The organism is Stappia sp. P2PMeth1 (genome assembly GCF_900185735.1).
GTDB lineage: Bacteria > Pseudomonadota > Alphaproteobacteria > Rhizobiales > Stappiaceae > Stappia.
In genome coordinates this window covers 77,330-98,027 of sequence record NZ_FYAW01000015.1, presented here as the reverse complement: position 1 = coordinate 98,027, position 20,698 = coordinate 77,330, and the positions used below count along the sequence as shown (strand labels likewise).

The window sequence follows — 20,698 nt, the reverse complement described above, 5'->3', positions numbered from 1 at the left end:
TATCTGGGACACTGATCATGCCGACCGGGACAATCCTTGTTGCCGACGACGATGCCGCAATCCGTACGGTGCTGAACCAGGCGCTGTCGAGGGCCGGCTACACCGTGCGGCTGACCTCCAATGCGACGACCCTGTGGCGCTGGGTCAGTTCCGGCGACGGCGATCTCGTCGTCACCGACGTGATGATGCCGGACGAGAACGCCTTCGACGTTCTGCCGCGCATCAAGAAGCTGCGCCCCGACCTGCCGGTCATCGTGATGAGCGCGCAGAACACGTTCATGACGGCGATCCGGGCCTCCGAAAAGGGCGCCTACGAATATCTGCCGAAGCCCTTCGACCTGAAGGAACTGACCAGCATCGTCGGCCGCGCCCTATCGGAGCCGCGCCGGGTCAAGATCGAGCAACCGGAAGAGACGGGCGAGAACATCCCGCTGGTCGGCCGCTCGCCGGCGATGCAGGAGATCTACCGGGTGCTTGCCAGGCTTATGCAGACCGACCTGTCGGTGATGATCAACGGCGAGTCCGGAACGGGCAAGGAACTGGTCGCTCGCGCGCTGCACGACTACGGCAAGCGCCGCAACGGCCCTTTCGTCGCGATCAACATGGCGGCGATCCCGCGGGACCTGATCGAGGCGGAACTGTTCGGCCATGAGAAGGGCGCGTTCACCGGGGCGCAGCAGCGCTCGGCCGGTCGCTTCGAGCAGGCGGACGGCGGCACGCTGTTCCTCGACGAGATCGGCGACATGCCGATGGAGGCGCAGACGCGGCTGCTGCGCGTGCTGCAGCAGGGTGAATACACCACCGTCGGCGGGCGCGTGCCGATCCGCACCGACGTGCGCATCGTCGCGGCCACCAACAAGGATCTGCGCCAGCTCATCAACCAGGGGCTTTTCCGCGAGGACCTGTACTATCGACTGAACGTCGTGCCGATCCGGCTGCCGCCGCTGCGCGAGCGCATCGAGGACATTCCCGACCTGGTGCGGCATTTCTTCATGCTGGCGGAAAAGGAAGGGCTGCCGGCCAAGCAGATCGAGGCGGCGGCGATCGACCGGCTGCGCCGCTATCGCTGGCCGGGCAACGTGCGCGAACTCGAAAATCTCGTTCGCCGCCTGTCGGCGCTCTATCCGCAGGATGTGATCTCCGCCGCGCTGATCGACCAGGAACTGAGCCAGCCGGTGCCCAGCGTCGAGGAGGAGGAGAACAGCCAGGTCGATCTTTCGGGGTCGGTCGAGCGCTACCTCAACACCTATTTCCAGGCCTTCGGCGACGCGCTGCCGCCTCCCGGCCTCTATCACCGGATCCTGCGCGAGGTGGAGTATCCGCTGATCGGCGCTGCCCTGGCCGCGACCCGTGGCAACCAGATCAAGGCGGCGGAACTGCTCGGCGTCAATCGCAATACCCTGCGCAAGAAGATCCGGGACCTCGACGTGCAGGTGATCCGCTCCAACCGCTGAGGCGATCAGGGCGATCAGGGCGATCGCTGGGCGGGTCCGGCGGGTCATCTCTGTCGTAATTTAGCAACATTGTGTGATAAGGGTGCCGCATTCCCAGCAACGGTCCCGACTGGGCCGATTCTAGCGACGGTTGCCACGAGTGCTTGCCGAGAGATCCAGCGGAGCAGGTTCCCCCTCCGACCAGAGCCGGAGCGGATTGCGCGTGCGCCGGATCGGCCTCGTGCTGGTCATCGTTTCGCTGATCTCCATCACGCTGACCTTCTTCGTGCTGATGGGCGTGACGCCGATTGCGCCGGACGGTCCCGTCGCCCAGGCGGCAATGGTGATCAACGGCGTGCTGGTTGCGGTCCTGCTGCTGTTGATCGGCCTGGAATTCGCGGCCCTGCTGCAGGCACGCAGGCGAGGGCGGGCGGCCGCGCGCCTGCATGGGCGCATCGTCACCCTGTTCAGCGTCGTTGCGGCGGTTCCGGCGGTTCTGGTTGCGATTCTCGCGACGATCACGCTGGATCGCGGGCTCGACCGCTGGTTCGAGGACCGCACGCGGCTGATCATCGACAACGCCCTGACGGTGGCGCAGGCCTATCTGCAGGAGCATGCCCGGGTGCTGCGCGGCGATCTCATCGCCATGGCCAGCGATATCGACCGGGCCAAGGCGGTCTACGACTTCGAGCCGACGCGGTTCGACAGCTTCTTCCAGACGCAGACGACGCTGCGCGCGCTCGGCGGCGCCTTCCTGATGAAGCCGGACGGCACCGTGATCACCCGCGTCGTGATCAGTCCGGATGTCGAGGTGCTGCTGCCGCCGGTGGAGGCGTTCGAGCAGGCCAAGGGCGGCGAGCCGGTTCTGATCGCGCCGGGTGTTTCCAATCTCGTCGGCGGCGTCATGAGGCTCTCCGCCTATGAGGACATGTATCTCTATGTCACCCGCCCGATGGACAAGCGCGTGGTCGACTACATGCGGCTCGCCGAGGACGGCGCCAGCCAGTACACGCGCATGGAACAGAGCCGCTTCGGCGTCCAGGTTGCCTTCGCGCTGGTCTATACCGGCGTCACCCTGGTGCTGCTGCTGTCCTCGATCTGGATCGGCTTCGGCTTCGCCAACATGCTGGTGGCACCGATCCGCCGGCTCATCGGCGCCGCCGATCAGGTCTCGAAGGGCAATCTCTACGTCCAGGTGGAAACCGACAAGTCGGCGGGCGACCTTGCCAATCTCGGCGCCACCTTCAACAACATGACGGCGCAGCTTCGCGGCCAGCGCGACGCGCTGCTCGCCGCGAACGACCAGATCGACCGCCGCCGCCGGTTCACCGAGGCGGTGTTGTCCGGCGTTACCGCCGGCGTCATCGGCATCGACGACACCGGCCGGATCACGCTGGTCAACCGCTCGGCGCTGTCCTTGCTGGATGTCAGCGAGAGCGCGCTGCTCGACGAACCGCTCGGCCGTGCCGTGCCGGAACTCGCCTCCATCGTCGAGGATGTGCTGGGCCGTGCCGACGACCGGATGACCGAGACCCAGGTGTCGCTGCACCGGCACGGGCGCGAACGCACCGTCAATGTGCGCGCGACCAGCGAGCAGTCGACGCGCCGAGAACACGGCTTCGTGGTGACGCTGGACGACATCACCGATCTGGTGACGGCCCAGCGCACCTCCGCCTGGGCCGACGTCGCCCGCCGCATCGCTCACGAGATCAAGAACCCGCTGACGCCGATCCAGCTCTCGGCGGAACGCATCCGCCGGCGCTACGGCAAGACGATCACCGACGACGACCGAACGGTCTTCGACCAGTGCATCGACACGATCATCCGCCAGGTCGGGGACATCGGCCGCATGGTCGACGAGTTCTCGTCCTTTGCGCGCATGCCGAAGCCGACCATGAGCACGAGCGATTTGCGCACGACCGTGCGCGAGGCCGCGTTCCTGCAGAGCGTGGCGAATCCCGACATTTCGATCCGGACCAACCTGCCGGAAGTGGCGGTGAAGGCGCGGTTCGACCAGCGGCTCGTCGGCCAGGCGCTGACCAACGTCATCAAGAATGCGACGGAATCGGTGACGGCCTTGCCGGCCGGAACCGCCGGCAAGGGCCGCATCGACGTGACGATCACCCAGAGCGACGATCGCATCACCGTCGAGGTGGTGGACAATGGCATCGGCCTGCCGGTGGAGAACCGGCAGCGGCTGCTGGAGCCTTACATGACGACCCGCGAGAAGGGGACCGGTCTCGGCCTCGCGATCGTCAAGAAGATCATGGAAGAGCATGGCGGCGGCATCGAGCTTCTCGATGCGCCGGAGCGAGAGGATTCCATCGGAGGCGGGCGAGGGGCCATGGTCCGCCTGACGATGGCCCGAAACACGGCGGATCTTCCGTCAGACACAGGCGAGGCGTCCGTGACCCCGGAGACGGTTGCTACAGATGGCGTATGATATCCTGATCGTCGACGATGAGGCCGATATTCGCGACCTCATCGCCGGCATCCTCGATGACGAGGGCTACAAGACACGCACGGCCGGCGACAGCGACAGTGCGCTTGCTGCGATCAAGGAGCGGCGGCCCTCCATGGTCGTGCTGGACATCTGGCTCCAGGGCAGCCGCCTTGACGGGCTGGAACTGCTGGACGCGATCAAGGCCCAGGACCCGGACCTGCCGGTGGTGATCATCTCCGGCCATGGCAACATCGAGACGGCGGTGTCGGCGATCAAACGCGGCGCCTACGACTATATCGAGAAGCCGTTCAAGGCCGACCGGCTGGTGCTGATCACCGAGCGGGCGCTGGAGGCTTCCTCGCTGAAGCGCGAGATCAAGCAGTTGCGCCAGCGCAGCGGCGACGCGCCGGAACTGCTCGGCGCCAGCAGCGCCATGAACAACCTGCGTCACACGATCGAGCGCGTCGCGCCGACCAACAGCCGTGTGCTGATCATCGGCCCGTCGGGTGCGGGCAAGGAACTGGCCGCGCGAACCATCCACGCCATGTCGCAGCGCGCGCGCAATCCCTTCGTGGTGATCAACGCGGCGACGATCACCCCCGAGCGGATGGAGGAGGAACTGTTCGGCATCGAAGATACCGACGGTCGCATCCGCAAGGTCGGCGCGATGGAGGAGGCCCATGGCGGTACGCTCTACATCGACGAAGTCGCCGACATGCCTTACGAGACCCAGGGCAAGATCCTGCGGGTTCTGGTCGACCAGACCTTCACCCGCGTCGGCGGCGTCGGCAAGGTGAGCGTCGACATCCGCATCCTGTCTTCGAGCGCCCGCAATCTTGACAGCGAGATCTCCGAGGCGCGGTTCCGCGAGGACCTGTTTCACCGGCTCGGCGTGGTGCCGCTTCAGGTGCCGCCGCTGGCGGATAGGCGCGACGACATTCCCGACCTGGTTCGCTTCTTCATGGAGCAGATCTCGGTGGCGTCCGGCCTGCCGATCCGCAAGATCGGCGAGGATGCGATGGCGGTGCTGCAGGCGCATGACTGGCCCGGCAACGTGCGGCAGTTGCGCAACAATGTCGAGCGGCTGATGATCCTCACCCGCGGCGATCCGGAGGCGGTGATCACCGCCGACCTGCTGCCCGGCGAGATCGGCGCGGATGTGCCGAGCCTGCCGACCAATGGCGGCGGCGAACACCTGATGGCCCTGCCGCTGCGGGATGCGCGCGAGATGTTCGAGCGGGACTATCTTCAGGCCCAGATCAAGCGGTTCGGCGGCAACGTGTCGCGGACGGCCGAATTCGTGGGCATGGAAAGGTCCGCCCTGCATCGGAAACTGAAGTCGCTCGGCTTGTCCTAGCGGAGCGGATTTGACATGTGAGTCTCGCTGGCAGGCCAGACGCGCGCTCAAACGCCAGAAGCGAACTGCCGGGTTCGACGACGTGACGGGTCGCCGGCTGGCCAGACTTCCTTGAAGGGACCTGGATCCGATGAGAGTGGTGATTTGCGGGGCCGGCCAGGTTGGTTACGGCATTGCCGAAAAGCTCGCGGCTGAGCAGAACGACGTCTCGGTCATCGATTCCTCGCCGCGCCTGATCAACGCGATCCGCGACACGCTCGACGTGCGCGGCTTCGTCGGCCATGGCGCGCATCCGGACGTGCTGGCGCAGGCTGGCGCCGACCAGGCCGACATGCTAATTGCCGTCACGCTTTATGACGAAGTCAACATGGTCGCCTGCCAGGTCGCCCATTCCCTGTTCAAGGTGCCGACCAAGGTGGCGCGGGTGCGCGCGCAGAGCTATCTGAAGCCGCATTGGAGCGACCTGTTCTCCCGCGACAACATGCCCATCGATGTGATCATCTCGCCGGAAATCGAGGTCGGTGAGATGGTGTTGCGGCGCCTCGCGCTGCCCGGCGCCGTGGAGACCGTACGCTTCGCCGACGATCAGGTCGTGGTGGTCGGCGTGATCTGCCGGGAGGACTGTCCGGTGGTGAACACGCCGCTGCGGCAGCTCACCGAGCTTTTTCCCGATCTCGGGGCGGTGGTCAGCGGCGTCTTTCGCGGCAACCATCTGTTCGTTCCGAAGAGCTCCGATTCCCTGCTGGTTGACGATCTCGTCTATGTGGTCGCGCGCCGCGACCAGGTGCGCCGGACGCTGGCGATCTTCGGCCACGAGGAGCCCGAGGCAAGCCGCGTCGTCATCGCCGGCGGCGGCAATATCGGCCATTACGTGGCGCGCATGCTGGAGCAGCGCCAGTCGGCGGCCAAGGTCAAGATCATCGAGAACTCGCGCGAGCGCGCCCTCAGCATCGCTGATACGTTGAAGCGCGCGGTGATCCTGCATGGCAGCGCGCTCGACCAGTCGATCCTCAAGGAAGCTGACATCCAGGACGCGGACACCTTGATCGCGCTGACCAACGAGGACGAGGTCAATATCCTCTCCTGCGTCATGGCCAAGAAGCTCGGCTGCAAGCGCAACCTGTCGCTGCTCAACAATCCGAGCTATCCGACCTTTGCCCATGCGCTCGGCATTGACGCCTTCGTCAATCCGAGGCAAGTGACGATCTCCAAGATCCTGCAGCATGTGCGGCGCGGTCGTATCCGCGGCGTGCATGCCCTGCAGAACGGGGCGGCCGAGGTGATCGAGGCCGAGGCCCTGGAAACCTCGCCGCTCGTCGGCAAGCCCTTGCGGGAGGTCGAACTGCCCGACGGCATTCGGGTCGGCGCGATCTTCCGGGACGGCACCGTCATCACGCCGGACGGCTCGACCATCATCCGCGCCCATGACCGCTGTGTGCTGTTCGCCATCGCGGAGCGGGTGCGGCAGGTCGAGCAGATGTTCCGCGTCAGCCTGGAATTCTTCTGACACGCGGCAGGGCCGCCGCGTTCCGCAATCGACTGGAGGAAGCATGAGCCGTATCGCATATGTGAACGGGCGTTACGTTCGCCACGCGGAGGCTGCCGTTCACATCGAGGACCGGGGTTACCAGTTCGCCGATGGCGTCTATGAGGTCTGCGAGATCTGGCAGGGCCATCTCGTCGACGAGCGGCGCCATCTCGATCGGCTGGAGCGGTCCCTCGGCGAATTGTCTATCCGCATGCCGATGGGCCGCGCCGCCCTGTCGCAGGTGCTGCACGAGGTGGTCCGTCGCAACAAGGTGCGTGACGGGCTCGTCTACATGCAGGTGACGCGCGGTGTCTCGCGACGCGATCATGTCTTCCCGCCGGTGTCCGTCGCGCCCGCGCTGGTGGTGACGGCGCGGTCGTCGCAGCCGGCGGCGGCCGCTGCCCTGGCGGAAAAGGGCGTTTCGGTGATCTCCGTGCCGGAGAACCGCTGGGAGCGCGTCGACATCAAGACCGTCGGCCTGCTGCCCAACGTGCTGGCCAAGCAGAAGGCGAAGGAGGCGGGCGCCCGCGAGGCCTGGTTCGTCGACCGCGACGGCATGGTCACCGAAGGTGGTTCGACCAATGCCTGGATCGTCACCAAGGACAACTGCCTGGTGACGCGGCCGGCCACGAGCGGCATTCTCAAGGGGATCACCCGGCAGGTGGTGCTCGACATGATCGAGCGCAACGGCCTCACCTTCGAGGAACGCGCCTTCAGCCTCGAAGAGGCGAAAGGCGCCAAGGAAGCCTTCATGACGGCCGCAACGACGGTGGTCATGCCGGTGGTGCGGATCGACGACCAGTCGATCGGCAATGGTCATCCGGGCGAGATCACCCGGGAGCTGCGCCGGATGTTCCACGAAACCGCCGAAACGAGTGCGGTGTGACTTGAGGCAGTCCGTGACATATAAACGAGCAGAAATGGCACTCAGGATACGTTAGAGTGCCAGGGTGCGCCCAAGGGCCTTCCTCCGGGCTCTTGACGCCGGGGCTGCCGGGCGCAATGCTGCGGGCAGCATGGCTGCATGGCGGCAGTTTTTGTTTCGGCTGGGCGCACCAATAAACGACAAGACGAATGCAGGAAAAAATAAAACATGGCTGACCGCGCTCAAAACCTTCAGGACACTTTCCTCAACCATGTACGCAAGCAGAAGACACCGCTGACGATCTTCCTGATCAACGGCGTTAAGTTGCAAGGTGTCGTGACCTGGTTCGACAACTTCTGCGTTCTTCTGCGCCGCGACGGACACTCGCAACTTGTTTACAAGCACGCGATCTCGACCGTAATGCCGAATGCTCCAGTGCAACTGTTCGAACCGGCCGACGAGGCTGGCGACAAGGCGGCGGGCTGATTGAAGAACCAAGCCCGCTCGAATCGCAAGGACAAGCCCGCGCAGGAACCGGACAACCCGTTCGAGGGCCCGCGCGGGGCAGCCGGTGCGCGTGCTGCCGTCATCGTCCCCGTACTGACCGGGCGGCTGCGCGGGGAGAGCGCCCCGCAACTGCGGCGCACGCCGGAAGCGCGGCTGGAGGAGGCGATCGGCCTTGCCGCCGCCATCGACCTTGAGATCGTCTCCAGCGGCATCGTCACCGTTGCCACTCCCAAGCCCGGCACGCTGTTCGGCAGCGGCAAGGTCGAGGAGCTCGCCGCCATCGTCAAGGCGGAGGAGATCGAACTCGTCGTCGTCGACCATCCGCTGACGCCGATCCAGCAGCGCAACCTGGAAAAGGCGCTCTACTGCAAGGTGCTCGACCGCACCGGCCTGATCCTCGAGATCTTCGGCGATCGCGCCAGCACGGCGGAGGGCACGCTGCAGGTGGAACTCGCCCACCTCAAGTGGCAGAAGAGCCGGCTGGTGCGCTCCTGGACCCATCTGGAGCGGCAGCGCGGCGGCCTCGGCTTCGTCGGCGGCCCCGGCGAAACCCAGATCGAAGCGGACCGGCGGCTGATCCAGGAGCGGATCAACCGGCTGGAAAAGGATCTCGAGCAGGTCACCCGCACCCGCGAGCTGCACCGGGCCAAGCGCAAGAAGGTGCCGCAGCCGGTGGTGGCGCTGGTCGGCTACACCAATGCCGGCAAGTCGACGCTGTTCAACCGGCTGACCCGGGCCGATGTCTTCGCCAAGGACCTCCTGTTCGCAACGCTCGATCCGACGCTGCGGCGCGTGACGCTGCCGCATGGGCGCGAGGTCATCCTGTCCGACACGGTGGGCTTCATCTCCGACCTGCCGACCCATCTCATTGCCGCCTTCCGCGCGACGCTGGAGGAGGTGACCGAGGCGGACCTGATCCTGCACGTGCGCGACATCTCGCATGAGGACACCGAGGCGCAGGCCGCCGACGTTGCCACGACGCTCGACGCGCTGGGGCTGGAACAGGCGCAAGGCAGCCGGTTGATCGAGATCTGGAACAAGGTCGACAAGCTGTCCGACGAGCATCGGCAGACCTTGCTCGCCGCCAACCGCATCGACGAGGGGCCCGTTGCCGTCTCCGCCGTGACCGGCGAGGGGGTCGAGGATCTTTTGGCGCGGGTGGAACTGCGGCTTGCCGAAGACAGTCTCGTCTATGACATGCGGCTGGCGCCGGAGGACGGCGAGGCGCTCGCCTGGCTCTATCGCAACACCGACGTGCTGCGGCGGACCGAGGGCGAGAACGGCATCGCGCTTCGCGTACGTGTCGGAGAGCGGCGCAAGGGCGAGTTCACCACCCGCTATCGCGGTGCCTTCACCGAGATCGACGAGGACGGGGCGGACTGAGGGGCGCTTGGACGGGCGTCACGCGTCTTGCGACTTCGCTGCCTGCCAGACCGCTTCCATCTCGTCCAGGCTCATGTCGGCCAAGGTGCGGCCGTCTGCTTCCGCGGCGTCCTCGATGGCCGCAAAGCGGCGGCGGAACTTGCGGTTGGTGCGCTTCAAGGCCTCTTCCGGATCGATGTCGAGATGCCGGGCGAGGTTCGTCACGGCGAAGATCAGGTCGCCGATCTCGCCGGCGATGCGCTCGCGGTCGGGCATTTCGCCATCGGCCGTAATTTCGCTCGCCAGTTCCTCGGTCTCCTCGCGGATCTTGTCGAGAACGGGTCCCGCGCTGCCCCAATCGAAGCCGACGCGCGCCGCGCGCCGCTGCAGCTTCTCGGCCTCGGTCAGGGCAGGGAAGATCGCCGGAACGTCGTCGAGGAAGCGTCGGCGCTCCTCGCCCAGCCCGGCGGCGGCGCGGGCGCTGGCCCGCTCCAGCTTTTCCTGCTGCTTGATCTTCTCCCACATGCCCTTGGCGATGCCGGCGGAGCGGGCATTGTCGTCGCCGAAGACATGCGGGTGTCGGCGGATCATCTTGGTGGTGATCGCCTCGACGACATCGGGAAAGGCGAAAGCCCCCTGTTCCTCGGAAAGGCGGGCGTGATAGACCACCTGCAGGAGCAGGTCGCCAAGTTCCTCGCGCAGGTCGACCATGTCGCCGCGCTGGATCGCGTCGGCGACCTCGTAGGCTTCCTCGATCGTGTAAGGCGCGATCGTGGCGAAGTCCTGCTCCAGATCCCAGGGGCAGCCGGTTCCGGGCGTGCGCAGGGCGGCCATGATCTCGATCAGTCGCTTGATGTCGCGGTCCGGTGTCACGGTGGCGCCCCTCATATCTGGTCGTGGCGACCGACATAGCATTGCACCGGAGGCGTTCCAAGCGGCCCTCCGAAAGCGTGAACAACGGAACAGGACGGCGATGGCGTCGGTGGCGGACATGGATCTGGAGGTGGCGCCGGGAGTGAGCATCCCGGCCGGCGACCTGTCGGAGAGCTTCATTCGCGCTTCGGGACCTGGCGGGCAGAACGTCAACAAGGTCGCGACCGCCGTGCAGCTCCGTTTCGATCTTTCGGGCAACCGGACGCTCGCGGAGGACGTCAAGGAGCGGCTCGGTCGCCTTGCCGGCAACCGGCTGACGCTGGCGGGCGAGATTCTCATCCAGGCCGACCGGTTCCGCACCCAGGAGCGCAACCGCCAGGATGCGCTGGAGCGTCTCGCCGCGCTGGTGCGCAAGGCGCTGGAGCGGCCCAAGCCGCGCAAGGCGACGCGGCCGACAAAGGCCTCCAAGGAGCGGAGGCTCGCCGCCAAGAAGCAGCGCTCGGCGATCAAGCGGATGCGCTCGGGCCCCGACGACTGATCACCCGGCCGGGGCCTCGTCGGCAAGGCTGGCGCTGAGCGCCGTCATCGCCGCTGCCGTCGCCGCGTCGGCGGGGAAGAAGCTCTCGATTACCAGTTCCGACAGGAAAATATCGAGCGCGGTGCCGAACACCGTCGTCGTGCTGAGAAAGGACAGGACCGTCTCGCCGGCGAGCAATTCCAGCGGCACGGCAATGCCTGCATGCCGGTCGCGGCCCGCCACCGGCTGTGCCTTCGCGCCCGTCGGCACCGGATAGGCCCCCAGTTCCTCGACCAGCGCGGCGATCTCGGCATCGCCGGACATGTCGGCCTGTTGTCCCAGCCGCTCCAGCAGATGGGCGCGCCATTCGCGGTAGTTGCGGATGCGCGGGGCAAGGCCGTCCGGGTGCAGGCTGACCCTCAAGACATTCACCGGGGGCACGAGCAGGTGCGGCGCGATGCCTTCGAGCAGGGCCAGCGCCGGGGCATTGGCACGCACCAGGTTCCAGTTGCGGTCGACGGCAAGGGCCGGGTGAGGGGCGTGGCCATCGAGGATGCGCCCGACCACCTCCATCGCGGCGGCAAGGTCCGGATGGTCCGCCGCGCGCTCCTGCGTCTGCGGCGAAAATCCCGCGGCTGCCAGCAGCGCGTTGCGTTCGCGCGGCGGCAGGGCGAGTTGGTCGGCCAGCCGCAGGGCCATCTCGCGGCTTGGCTGGGCCTTGCCGCATTCGAGGAAACTGAGGTGGCGTTGCGACAGGCCGGCCTCCGCGGCAAGCGCAAGCTGGCTGAGGCGGCGGCGACTGCGCCATTGGCGCAGCAGATCGGGAAAGGTCGAGCGGATGGTCATCATGCCGGCATGGTGCCCGGCATTTTTTCTGGCTTCAATGACCTGTGAGGTAATCGCCTTGATGACCTGGTGATGGTTCTCTCTCGGCATCCAGCCCGGCATGAGGCCGGCCTGCCAGCCAAGGAGAGTTCCCATGTTGCAGATCTTCGATCGCCTGTCCCTGCGCGGCCTTCTCGGTCTCGACGCCGTCACCTGCTTCGTCATGGGCGGCCTGCTGCTTGCCGCGGGCAGCCTGCTCGCCGCGCCGCTCGGCCTTCCCGAGGGCTTGCTGTTCTATGCCGGACTGGTGCTGCTGCCGATCGCGGTCTTCATGCTGGCGGTCGCGGCGCCGTCGTCTCCCCCGGCGGCGGGCGTTTTCGTGGTCGTCGCCGGCAACTGGCTTTGGGTGGCGGCGAGCGTCGCCCTGCCGCTCCTCGGCCTCGTCTCGCCGACGGGGCTCGGCTACGCCTTTCTCGGCGTGCAGGCGGTTGCGGTGGCGGTGCTTGCGCTCGCCGAGCAACGGTCCATGGGGCGCGGTTCGGCGCGGGCCCTTGCCTGATCGCCGGCCTTTCAGGACCTGGTATCGTGGCGGCGCGAGCAATCGCGCCGCCAGTTTTCATCGAGCCTCTTTATTTCCCCGCGCCATGGTATATTTTGGTATCGAAAATAATATGAACAGCCGCCACGACGCGGCGCGGGAGGAAACGTGTATCTGGGAATCGACATCGGCACGTCCGGGGTCAAGGCGGTGCTCATGGACGAGGCGGACGCGATCCTTGCCTCCGCGTCCAGTTCTCTGACCGTCTCACGGCCACATCCCGGCTGGTCGGAGCAGGACCCGCATGCCTGGTGGGATGCGGTGGTCGCAGCGCTCGACGAACTCGCCCGCAGCCATCCCTCCGAAATGTCGGCCGTTACCGGCCTCGGCCTGTCCGGTCAGATGCATGGCGCGACCCTGCTGGATGCCGCGCATCAGGTGCTGCGTCCGGCGATCCTGTGGAACGACGGGCGCTCGGAAGCCGAATGCGCGGTGCTGGACACGCGGGCCGATTTTCGCGGCATCGGCGGCAATCTTGTCATGCCCGGCTTCACCGCGCCGAAGCTCGAATGGGTCGCGCGCCACGAACCCGACATCTTTGCGAAAACCGCCTTGGTGCTGCTGCCGAAGGACTATGTCCGGCTGCGCCTGACCGGGGCGGCCGTCTCCGACATGTCGGATGCCGCCGGCACCCTCTGGCTTGATGTCGCCCGCCGCGACTGGTCGGACGAGCTGCTTGCCGCAACCGGCCTCACACGCGCCAACATGCCGACCCTCGCCGAGGGCACCGATGCGACCGGCACGATCCTGCCGGAACTGGCCGCGCGCTGGGGCTTTGCCCGGCCACCGGTGGTGGCGGGCGGGGCCGGCGACAATGCCGCCAGCGCCTGCGGCATCGGCGCCGTGCGTCCGGGCGAGGCCTTTCTGTCGCTCGGCACGTCCGGCGTTCTGTTCGTTGCGACCGACCGCTTCCGGCCCAACACCGCCGGCGCGGTTCATGCCTTCTGCCATGCGCTGCCGGACACCTGGCACCAGATGGGGGTGATCCTGTCGGCGACCGACAGCCTCAACTGGCTGGCACGGGTTTCGGGCTGCGATGTCGCGACGCTCGAGCGCGAGGCAGCCACCCGCCGGCAACAGCCTCGGGACGGGCAGCCGGTGCTGTTCCTGCCCTATCTGTCCGGCGAGCGCACACCGCACAACGACGCCTCGGCGCGCGGCAGCTTCGTCGGCCTGTCGCAGGCGCACGACCGGGCCGATCTCGCGCTCGCCGTGCTGGAAGGCGTTGCCTATGCCTTTCGCGACTGCCTCGACGTGCTGTCGGCGGCCGGCACCCGCGTCGAGCGGGCCATCGCCATCGGCGGCGGCGCCCGTTCGCGCGACTGGCTGGAGATCCTGGCGAGTGTGCTGGGCATCGAAATCGCCGTGCCCGGCAACGGCGATTTCGGCGCCGCCTTCGGTGCGGCGCGGCTTGGCCGGGCGGCGGCCACCGGCGCGTGCGGCGCCGACCGTTTCGCTCCGCCGCCGACAGCCTTTTCCATCGGCCCAGACGGGGCCTTGCGTTCCTTCCACGAAGAGGAGCTCGCCCGCTACCGGGCCCTCTATCCGGCACTGAGAGAGGTTCTGCGATGACTGCGTTTTTCGACGGCATTCCCGCCATCCGCTACGAAGGGCCGGAGAGCGAAAATCCCTTTGCTTATCGTTGGTACGACGCCGACAGGCTCGTGCTCGGCAAGCGGATGGAGGAACATCTGCGCTTTGCCGTCGCCTATTGGCACAGCTTCTGCTGGCCGGGCGGCGATCCGTTCGGCGGCCAGACCTTCGAACGGCCGTGGTTCGGTGAGACGATGGAGATGGCGCGCCTGAAGGCCGACGTCGCCTTCGAGATGTTCGACCTGCTCGGCGTGCCGTTCTTCTGCTTCCATGACCGGGACGCGGTGCCGGAGGGCGCGACGCTCGCCGAGAGCAACCGCAACCTGCAGGAGATCGCCGAGGTCTTCGCCCGCAAGATGGAGAGCTCGAAGACGCGCCTCCTGTGGGGCACGGCCAACCTCTTCTCTCATCGCCGCTACATGGCGGGCGCGGCCACCAATCCGGACCCGGACGTGTTCGCCTATGCAGCGGGCCAGGTGAAGGCCTGCATGGACGTGACGCACCAGCTCGGCGGCCAGAACTACGTGCTGTGGGGCGGGCGTGAGGGCTACGAGACGCTGCTCAACACGGATCTCAGGCACGAACTCGACCAGATGGGGCGCTTCCTGTCGATGGTCGTCGACTACAAGCACAAGATCGGCTTTCCGGGCGCGATCCTGATCGAGCCGAAGCCGCAGGAGCCGACCAAGCACCAGTACGATTTCGACGTCGCCACCGTCTACGGCTTCCTCAAGGCCTATGGCCTCGAAAACGAGGTGAAGGTGAACATCGAGGTCGGCCATGCGGTGCTCGCCGGCCATTCCTTCGAGCACGAGGTGGCGCTCGCCTCCGCACTCGGGATCTTCGGGTCCATCGACATGAACCGCAACGACTACCAGTCCGGCTGGGACACCGACCAGTTCCCGATGAACGTACCGGAAGTGGCGCTGGCGCTCTACTACATCCTCAAGGCGGGCGGCTTCACCACCGGCGGCCTCAACTTCGATGCCAAGCTCCGCCGCCAGTCGCTGGATGCGGCCGACCTGATCCATGGCCATATCGGCGGCATGGACACCTGCGCCCGCGGGCTTCTCGCCGCCGCCGAGCTCATGGAAAAGGGCGATCTGTCGGATGCGGTGGCCAAGCGCTATGCCGGATGGCAGGCGCCGGAGGCGACCGCCATGCTGAAGGGCGAGCGCACGCTGGAGGAGATCGCCGCGCGCGTCGAGCGCGAGGGCATCGATCCGCGCCCGGTCTCGGGCCGCCAGGAATATCTGGAGAATCTGGTCAACCGCCGCCTCTGAGCTTGGCTCCAACGCCTTCTGCACAAACGAAAACCGCCGAAGCTTGCGCTTCGGCGGTTTGTCGTTTCAGGTGACGATGCGGTCGAAAGCCGGCGGGGAGGCGTGCTCAGCGACCGTTCAGTCCGAGGCGGGCAGCGTTCGAGGCACCGGGTTCGCCGGCACGGAACGACTGGAAACGGGCCTGCTTCGCCGCGTCGCCCGACATGCCGAGATCGGCGAGGGTGCGCGGGTCGGTGTCGGCGACCGACAGCGCATGGACGCGCGCCGTGGCGCCGAAGGCCGTGCCGAGAAGCTTGGTCAGATAGGACATGGCGCTCTCCATGCGCTCAAGGTGCGATGCCGTGGCGGCCGGGCAGTTCGCACGCGGGCGAACTGTCATACCGCTCTGACCGGGGATATGGTGGTATTCGCGCTATCAGGCAAACCAAAAGGACTCATGTATATGATCAATTTCATTGATCTGAACGACAAGGAGGCCACACCATGGACCTGGTGCCGGGAAAAGGCACGCCGCTGATCGAGACGGACCTCTATCGGACCTTCCTTGTCATCGCCGAAACCGGAAGCTTTTCAAAGGCTTCCGAGGTGATCGGGCGCACGCCGTCGGCCGTCTCCATGCAGGTGAAGAAGCTGGAGACGCTGCTCGGCACTGCGGTTTTCGCAAGGGAGGGACGCAGTGTCCGCATGACTGCGGAGGGCGAGGCGCTGCTCGGGTATGCGCGCCGCATCCTGCTGCTCAACGAGGAGGCGGTGGCGATGTTCCGCTCGCCCTCCATCGAGGGCGAGGTGCGCTTCGGCGCGCCTTCCGATTTCGGCACGCGATTCCTGCCCAATATCCTGACGCGCTTCGCGCGCTCGCATCCGGCGGTCAATGTCGACGTGCATCTCGACGGCAGTCCGCCGCTGCTGCAAAAACTCAAGGAGGGTCAGCTCGACCTGATCCTCTACACGGCCCGGCCCGACAGCGATCTCGCCCGCGGCGGGGAGATCGTCTACACCGAGCCGCTCGCCTGGGCGGGACTGGAAGGGGGCGTTGCCTATAGCCGCAACCCGCTGCCGCTGGCGCTGTCGGTGTCCGGCTGCCCGTGGCGCAAGGCCGCGCGCATCGCCCTCGACAAGGCCGAGCACCCCTACCGGATCGCCTATCAGAGCTTTCACAGCGCGGGACAGGAAGCGGCTCTTCTGGCGGATCTCGCCATTGCCCCATTTCCGACCAGCGTTATCACGCCGCCGCTGCAGAAGCTCGACGCGCGCCACGGCCTGCCGGAAATCGGCGACTACCACCTGATCCTCAAGGAGGCGGGCAATGCCGGCAAGGCGAGCGACGCCTTCGCCAGCCATGTGATCGCCTGCTTCCGGGAGATGAATCCCGGAAGCTGAGCGCCGCGCCGGCTACATGCGCATCCGCTCGGCGCGCGGGTCGAACAGCGGCTCCGTGATGATGCGGGCCTTGACCCGCTCGCCGATGATCTCGATCTCGAAGGCGCCGTCCGGGCCGAGCGCCGCCAGGTCCTTCGGCAGATAGCCCTGCGCCAGCGAGGCGTCGACATGGTGGCCGTAGCCGCCGGAGGTGATCCAGCCGACGACCTTTCCGTCATGCCAGATCGGCTCGTCGCCGATCACGTCGGCATCGCCCGCCTCGACGACGAAGCTCACCCGGCGCAGCGTGCCGCCGCTCTCCTTCTCCCGAATGGCGGCCTCGCGGCCGATGAAGTCGCCCTTGTTCAGCGCGACGAAGCGGCCGAGATCGGCCTCAAAGGGTCCGTAGATCGGGCGGAACTCGCGGAACCAGGTGCCGAAGTTCTTTTCCAGCCGCAGGCAGAGCAGGGCGCGCATGCCGAAGTCGCGCAGGCCGAGATCGGCGCCGGCCTCCTTCAGCGCGTCATAGACCCGCCGTTCGTAGTGCGGCGCCATCCAGATCTCGTAGCCGAGGTCGCCGGTATAGCTGATGCGGCTGACATGGCAGGGGGCGGAGGCGACGTCCATCCCCCGGCTGGCCATGAAGGGGAAGGCGTCGTTCGACACATCATCGCCGGTGACGCGCGCCAGCAGGTCGCGCGCCTTGGGCCCGGCGATCGACAGGCCGACCCAGCCGAGATTGATCGGCGTCGCCCGCACCGAGCCGTCCTGCGGCAGATGCCGCTCGAACCAGCGCATGTGGTAGATCTCGGCTTGGGATGAGCCCCACATCAGGAAGCGGTCGTCGGCGATGCGGGCGATGGTGAAGTCGCCGATCAGCTTGCCGGTCTCGTTCAGCATCGGCGTCAGCACCATGCGGCCGAGTGCCGGCATGCGGTTGGTCATCATCCGGTCGAGGAAGGCCTCGGCACCGCTGCCTGCGATCTCGTACTTGGCGAAATTGGCGATCTCGGTGATGCCGACGCCGCTCCGCACCGCCTGGCACTCGGCCTTGACGTGCTCGAAGTCGTTGGACCGGCGGAAGGAAACGATGTCGCGCGCCTCCGTGCCTTCGGGCGCGAACCAGAGCGGGGTCTCCAGCGCCCAACTGTCGCCCATCACCGCGCCTTGCGCGCGCATGCGGTCGTAGAGCGGCGTCGTCTGGTGCGGACGGGCGGCGGGCAGTTCCTCGTTGGGATAGCGGATGCGGAAGCGGCGGGAATAGTTCTCGCGCACCTTGGCATTGGTATAGGCAAGGGTCGCCCAGGGACCGAAGCGGGCAACGTCCATGCCCCAGATGTCAAAGCCGGGGTCGCCGTCGACCATCCAGTTGGAGAGGGCAAGGCCGACGCCGCCGCCCTGGCTGAAGCCGGCCATGACCGCGCAGGCGCACCAGAAATTGGTGAGGCCGCGCACCGGGCCGACCAGCGGATTGCCGTCGGGGGAGAAGGTGAAGGGGCCGTTGACGAACTGCTTGATGCCGGTGTGCTTGAGCGCGGGGAAGTGCTCGAAACCGATCTCCAGCGAGGGGGCGATGCGCTCCAGATTCGGCGCCAGCAGTTCCTGGCCGAAGTCCCAGGGCGTCTGGCGCGGGCTCCAGGGCGTTGCCGCGCGCTCATAGGTGCCGAGCAGCATGCCGCCGCGCTCCTGGCGGGTATAGATCTCGCCGGAGAAGTCGATGGCGTGAACCATCTCCTTGCCGGTCGAGGCGACGATCTCGGCGATCTCCGGCATGTCTTCGGTCAGCAGATAGTGATGCTCCATGGCAAGGACGGGGAGTTCCAGCCCGACCATGCGGCCGACCTCGCGCGCCCACAGGCCGCCGGCATTGACCACATGTTCGGCCTCCACCGTGCCCTGTTCGGTGACGACCAGCCAGGTGCCGTCCGGCTTCTGGGCGAGTTCCACCACGCGGTTGCGCAGGGAGATCTCGGCGCCGGCCTTGCGCGCCGCCTTGGCATAGGCATGGGTGGTGCCGGAGGGGTCGAGATGGCCCTCGATCGGGTCCCACATGGCGCCGACGAAATGCCGCTCGTCGATCAGCGGCAGGACTTCCTTGGCCTCTTTCGCCGAGATGATCTCCGTTTCCATGCCGAGATAGCGGCCGCGGGCATGGGCCATCTTCAGCCAGTCGAGCCGCTCGCGCGTGTCGGCGAGCTGCAGGCCGCCGGTCAGGTGCAACCCGCAGGACTGGCCGGAAATCTCCTCGATCTCCTTGTAGAGCGAGACGGTGTAGGCCTGCAGCTTGGCGACGTTCGGGTCGCCGTTCAGCGTGTGGAAGCCGCCGGCCGCGTGCCAGGTCGAGCCGGAGGTGAGCTCCGAGCGCTCGATCAGCAGCACGTCGGTCCAGCCCCTCCGAGTCAGGTGATAAAGGACGCTGCAGCCGACGACGCCGCCGCCGATCACCACCACGCGAGCCTGGGATTTCATTCGTCTGGGTCCCCGTTGTCTGGAAGGGAGGGATGGGAGCACCGACGGCCGGCCGGCCGTCGTCAGAAGTCGGTGGGCGCGCCGCCTTCGGCCTTGCGCCGGGCAACGAATGCCGCCAGTTCCTCGGCAATCGCCGGATCGAGGGGCGGGGCCTCGTATTCGGCGAGCGCCTTCTTGTAGACCACCTGCGCCTTGTCATAGGCGGTCGGCGAGCCCGCATCGCGCCAGGTTTCGAAGTTCCGCCAGTCGGAGATGATAGGCGGATAGAACGCGGTCTTGTAGCGGGCTTGCGTGTGGGCGGTGCCGAAGAAGTGGCCGCCGGGCCCGACATCGCGGATCGCCTCGACGGCGAGCGCCTCCGGCGAGGTGTCGAGCGGTTGCAGGAAGGCGTCCATCATCTGCAAGAGGTCGATGTCGATGACGAATTTCTCGAAGCCGGCGGTCAGCCCGCCTTCCAGCCAGCCGGCGGCGTGCTTGACGTAGTTGGCGCCGCCCATCAAGGCGCCCCAGAGCGAGAACACCGTCTCCCAGGCTGCCTGGGCGTCGGGCGAGTTGGCCGCGCAGACGGCGGAGGAGCGGTAGGGCAGGTTGTAGCGGCGGGCGAGTTGGCCGCCGACAAGGGCCGCCTGCATGTATTCCGGCGTGCCGAAGGCGGGGGCACCCGACTTCATGTCGACATTGGAGGTGAAGCCGCCATAGACGACCGGGGCGCCGGGCCGCACGATCTGGGCGAAGGCGAGCCCGGCCAGCGCCTCGGCATTCTGCTGCACCAGGGCCCCGGCGACCGTGACCGGCGCCATCGCCCCGGCAAGGGTGAAGGGGGTGAGCACGATCGGCTGCCCGCGCCGCGACATCTCGATGATGCCCTGGAGCATCGGGGTGTCGAGGCGCAGCGGCGAAGACGAGTTGATAATCGAGATAACACAAGGGGTTCTGTCGAATTCTTCATCCGTCATGCCAAGTGCGATCCGGGCGATCTCCATGCCGTCCAGATTGCGCTCGCGGCCGAGCGAATAGATGTGGAAGGCCTTGTCGGTCAGCGTCACGAAGTCGGAGACGCAGTCGAGATGGCGCACGGACGGGTGGATGTCGACCGGCTCGACCGGATAGCCGCCATTGAGATCGATGACGTTGAAAACCTGGCTGAGGCGGACGAAGTCGCGATAGTCCTGCTGGCTGCCGGGGCGCCGGCCGCGCTGCGCATCGGCGCAGTTGGGAGCGCTGGCGACGCCGCTCCAGATGACGCTGTCGCCGCCAACCTTTAGATTGCGCTCGGGGTTGCGCGCATGGAGGATAAATTCCGTCGGTGCGCTGGCGAGCGCCTCCAGAACCAGGCCGCGATCCAGCCTGATTCGGTCGGAAGAGGCCGAAACATCGGCGCCGGCGGCCTTCAGCAGCGCCTTCGCCTCGCTGTTGATAAAATCGATGCCGATATTTTCCAGCACATCCAGCGAGGCGGAATGGATCGCCTCAAGTTGATCGTCGGAGACCGCCTGGACGGGCGCGAAAGGGTTGCGGCGGGCACGGAACGGCTTCTGCTCGATCGCGTCGGAATGCCCCTGAACCTCCCGGCGGCCCCTGCGTCCGCGGCGGCGTCCGGCGGCTTCCTCGTCGCTGGGGGCGATGTCCTCAGTTCCGTGCATCTGGGCCATGAGAACCGGGCTCCCTGTCGCGATCGCGAACGTC

The 20,698-nt window shown here is 66.8% G+C and carries 17 protein-coding genes; 12 read left to right on the top strand and 5 right to left on the bottom strand.

The window, feature by feature from the left end; genetic code table 11:
* Window positions 1-17 precede the first annotated feature (17 nt).
* The 7 genes from ntrC to hflX all read left to right on the top strand — a co-directional run bounded on the left by ntrC (window position 18) and on the right by hflX (window position 9,516).
* Complete coding sequence (ntrC, locus tag P2PM1_RS07875) at window positions 18-1,454, top strand: nitrogen regulation protein NR(I) (RefSeq protein WP_186388015.1); 1,437 nt, start codon at window positions 18-20, stop codon at window positions 1,452-1,454.
* Window positions 1,455-1,656: 202 nt separating this feature from the next.
* Window positions 1,657-3,876 carry a PAS domain-containing sensor histidine kinase gene (locus P2PM1_RS07870; RefSeq protein ID WP_244293080.1) on the top strand — a complete coding sequence of 740 codons (2,220 nt, stop codon included), beginning with the start codon at window positions 1,657-1,659 and terminating at the stop codon, window positions 3,874-3,876.
* Window positions 3,866-5,233 carry a sigma-54 dependent transcriptional regulator gene (locus P2PM1_RS07865; protein WP_186398736.1) on the top strand — a complete coding sequence of 456 codons (1,368 nt, stop codon included), beginning with the start codon at window positions 3,866-3,868 and terminating at the stop codon, window positions 5,231-5,233. The genes P2PM1_RS07870 and P2PM1_RS07865 overlap by 11 nt, the downstream gene beginning before the upstream one ends.
* A gap of 130 nt (window positions 5,234-5,363) precedes the next feature.
* The gene (gene trkA, locus P2PM1_RS07860; RefSeq protein WP_186388017.1) at window positions 5,364-6,740 is read left to right on the top strand and encodes a Trk system potassium transporter TrkA; all 1,377 of its coding nucleotides are present in this window, start codon (window positions 5,364-5,366) and stop codon (window positions 6,738-6,740) included.
* A gap of 43 nt (window positions 6,741-6,783) precedes the next feature.
* Complete coding sequence (locus P2PM1_RS07855) at window positions 6,784-7,647, top strand: D-amino-acid transaminase (protein WP_186398735.1); 864 nt, start codon at window positions 6,784-6,786, stop codon at window positions 7,645-7,647.
* A 207-nt stretch (window positions 7,648-7,854) separates the two neighbouring features.
* Window positions 7,855-8,112 (top strand): RNA chaperone Hfq, encoded by a 258-nt coding sequence (hfq, locus tag P2PM1_RS07850; protein ID WP_186388019.1) that lies wholly within the window; start codon window positions 7,855-7,857, stop codon window positions 8,110-8,112.
* Window positions 8,113-9,516, top strand: a complete 1,404-nt coding sequence (gene hflX, locus P2PM1_RS07845; protein WP_186398734.1) for a GTPase HflX — start codon at window positions 8,113-8,115, stop codon at window positions 9,514-9,516.
* Window positions 9,517-9,534: 18 nt separating this feature from the next.
* Here hflX and mazG read toward each other — a convergent pair whose 3' ends face one another.
* Window positions 9,535-10,368: a nucleoside triphosphate pyrophosphohydrolase gene (gene mazG / locus P2PM1_RS07840; RefSeq protein ID WP_186395185.1), complete on the bottom strand. Its 834-nt coding sequence runs from the start codon at window positions 10,366-10,368 to the stop codon at window positions 9,535-9,537.
* 118 nt (window positions 10,369-10,486) lie between these two features.
* On the opposite strand from mazG, the gene arfB reads away from it, so the two are divergent.
* Entirely contained in the window at window positions 10,487-10,906 is a 420-nt protein-coding gene (arfB, locus tag P2PM1_RS07835; RefSeq protein ID WP_186395199.1) for an alternative ribosome rescue aminoacyl-tRNA hydrolase ArfB, read from the top strand.
* Here the strand turns inward: arfB and P2PM1_RS07830 are convergent, their stop codons facing one another.
* Entirely contained in the window at window positions 10,907-11,866 is a 960-nt protein-coding gene (locus P2PM1_RS07830) for a helix-turn-helix domain-containing protein (protein WP_371636509.1), read from the bottom strand. It lies immediately after the preceding gene.
* Between P2PM1_RS07830 and P2PM1_RS07825 the strand changes: the two genes are divergently transcribed.
* The 3 genes from P2PM1_RS07825 (at window position 11,865) to xylA (ending at window position 15,184) form a co-directional block, all read left to right on the top strand.
* A complete protein-coding gene (locus P2PM1_RS07825; protein WP_186398733.1) occupies window positions 11,865-12,269 on the top strand; it encodes a hypothetical protein in 405 nt (134 codons plus the stop codon). The genes P2PM1_RS07830 and P2PM1_RS07825 overlap by 2 nt on opposite strands.
* 147 nt (window positions 12,270-12,416) lie before the next feature.
* Window positions 12,417-13,880, top strand: a complete 1,464-nt coding sequence (xylB, locus tag P2PM1_RS07820) for a xylulokinase (protein WP_186398732.1) — start codon at window positions 12,417-12,419, stop codon at window positions 13,878-13,880.
* Entirely contained in the window at window positions 13,877-15,184 is a 1,308-nt protein-coding gene (gene xylA, locus P2PM1_RS07815) for a xylose isomerase (protein ID WP_186388024.1), read from the top strand. Before xylB ends, xylA begins: the two co-directional genes overlap by 4 nt.
* 106 nt (window positions 15,185-15,290) lie before the next feature.
* On the opposite strand, the gene P2PM1_RS07810 is transcribed toward xylA, so the two are convergent.
* Window positions 15,291-15,494, bottom strand: a complete 204-nt coding sequence (locus P2PM1_RS07810; protein ID WP_186395189.1) for a hypothetical protein — start codon at window positions 15,492-15,494, stop codon at window positions 15,291-15,293.
* A 173-nt stretch (window positions 15,495-15,667) separates the two neighbouring features.
* Here P2PM1_RS07810 and P2PM1_RS07805 point away from each other — a divergent pair, with 173 nt between their 5' ends.
* The gene (locus tag P2PM1_RS07805; protein ID WP_186388026.1) at window positions 15,668-16,564 is read left to right on the top strand and encodes a LysR substrate-binding domain-containing protein; all 897 of its coding nucleotides are present in this window, start codon (window positions 15,668-15,670) and stop codon (window positions 16,562-16,564) included.
* 12 nt (window positions 16,565-16,576) lie between these two features.
* Here the strand turns inward: P2PM1_RS07805 and P2PM1_RS07800 are convergent, their stop codons facing one another.
* Together P2PM1_RS07800 and P2PM1_RS07795 are read right to left on the bottom strand one after the other, a co-directional pair.
* Window positions 16,577-19,012: an FAD-dependent oxidoreductase gene (locus P2PM1_RS07800; RefSeq protein ID WP_186398731.1), complete on the bottom strand. Its 2,436-nt coding sequence runs from the start codon at window positions 19,010-19,012 to the stop codon at window positions 16,577-16,579.
* Window positions 19,013-19,074: 62 nt separating this feature from the next.
* On the bottom strand, window positions 19,075-20,655 hold the full coding sequence (locus P2PM1_RS07795) for a trimethylamine methyltransferase family protein (RefSeq protein ID WP_186398798.1): 1,581 nt from the start codon (window positions 20,653-20,655) through the stop codon (window positions 19,075-19,077).
* Window positions 20,656-20,698: the final 43 nt, after the last annotated feature.